Source organism: Variovorax glucosi, from assembly GCF_051216695.1.
Taxonomy (GTDB): domain Bacteria; phylum Pseudomonadota; class Gammaproteobacteria; order Burkholderiales; family Burkholderiaceae_C; genus Variovorax.
The window spans coordinates 557-2,012 of the sequence record NZ_JBPJZE010000017.1 but is presented as its reverse complement, the minus strand read 5'-3'; the positions used below and the strand labels follow the sequence as shown (position 1 = coordinate 2,012).

The following is a 1,456-nucleotide window of genomic DNA, read 5'->3' as shown; positions in this document are numbered from 1 at the left end:
CGCGGCAGGCCCGGTGGTGCGCGAACTGTCGAACGAGTTCGACCACTACTGGAACAGCGAAGTCGTCTACCCCGTGGGCCAGATCGCCCGCAGCACGCTGACACCCGCGCAACTGCAGCAGAACTTCGAAGCGCTCACAGCCACGGCAAAGCCGCCCGAGGCATTCCGAATCCCGCTGGACGGCAAGATCCTCAACGCCAGCGCAAACGAGCCTTCCGTCGTGCCGCTCGACATGGTGCCGATGCTGAACCTGCCTTTCGAGCTGGCCGAGCACCAGTTGAGCCCGCTGCTGTGGGCCAATGCGCGCGTGCTGTTCGATCCGCTCACCAAGACCGAGGGCCTGAACGAGCGCGAGAACTCCATCAAGGGCACGGTGACCGAAGGCGTGATTAAGTGGTTCGAGACTTCGCGCTCCAGCATCAAGATGGTGTCGCCGTATTTCGTTCCGTCCGATGCGGCCGTGGCCAACCTGGCGCGAGCGCAGGCCGAGGGCATCAGCGTGTCGCTGGTCACCAACTCGCTTGCGTCCACCGACGAGCCATGGGTGTACGTGGGCTACTGGCCGCACATCCACGAACTGCTCAAGTCCGGCGTGACCATCTACGAGCTGAGCCCCACGCTGAGCGTGAAGCGCGGCAAATACGGCATCTTCGGCCACCGCACGGGCGCGTTGCACATGAAGAACGGCATCGTCGACCAGAAGCAGGTGTTCCTCGGCTCGATGAACCTCGACCCCCGCTCGGCCCGGCTCAACACCGAACTGGGCGTGATCATTGACAGCCCGGAGATGGCGCGACAGCTGCTGAGCTTCGCGGATGCGGGCAGCTCCTATCGCTTGCGGCTCGACGCCACTGGCCGGAACGTCGAGTGGGTAGAAGAAGACGAGGACGGCAAGGAGACGGCCTACGACGTGCCGCCCGAAACCTCGGCGTGGCAGCGCTTCAAGCTGCGGTTGATCGCGCCGTTCATTCCGCAGAGCCAGCTGTAGCGGCTCCGCGTTCGCCGGCTCGCGCTCACACGTTGCTGGTGGCGCGCACTTCCTCGATGGTGGTGTGCCCGGCCAGCACCTTCTCGATGCCGTCCTGCCGCAGCGTGCGCATGCCTTCCTGCAGGGCCGCCTGCTGAAGCTCTTCCGCGCGCGAGCCGGTCTGCACCAGGCGACGCAGCGTCTTCGACATCGTCATCAGTTCGTGGATGCCCACGCGTCCCTTGAAGCCGGTGTCGCCGCAATGCTTGCAGCCAGTGCTGGTGTAGGTGTGCAGGTGCCCGTCGCGGCCGTAGCGCTGCACCCAGTCGTTGCGCACTGCCTGGCGCTGGGCCGCATCGTGCTGCTGCGCGCCGAAGGCGTGCATGTAGTCGTCCAGCAGTTCGTCGACGGTCTCGGGGCTTGCGGGCTTGCTGCTGGTGCATTGCCTGCACAGGCGGCGCACCAGTCGCTGCGCCAGCACGGCCAGCA

General features: G+C 65.7%; 2 protein-coding genes. One reads left to right on the top strand and one right to left on the bottom strand.

What is annotated here, in order from left to right; all coding sequences use genetic code 11:
- Window positions 1–988: phospholipase D-like domain-containing protein (locus ACSFA3_RS22305; protein ID WP_435507682.1), on the top strand; the 988-nt coding region annotated here is incomplete at its 5' end.
- A 25-nt stretch (window positions 989–1,013) separates the two neighbouring features.
- Here the strand turns inward: ACSFA3_RS22305 and ACSFA3_RS22300 are convergent.
- Window positions 1,014–1,456, bottom strand: a 443-nt coding sequence (locus ACSFA3_RS22300) for an ATPase, T2SS/T4P/T4SS family (protein WP_435507681.1), incomplete at its 5' end; no start/stop codon positions are given.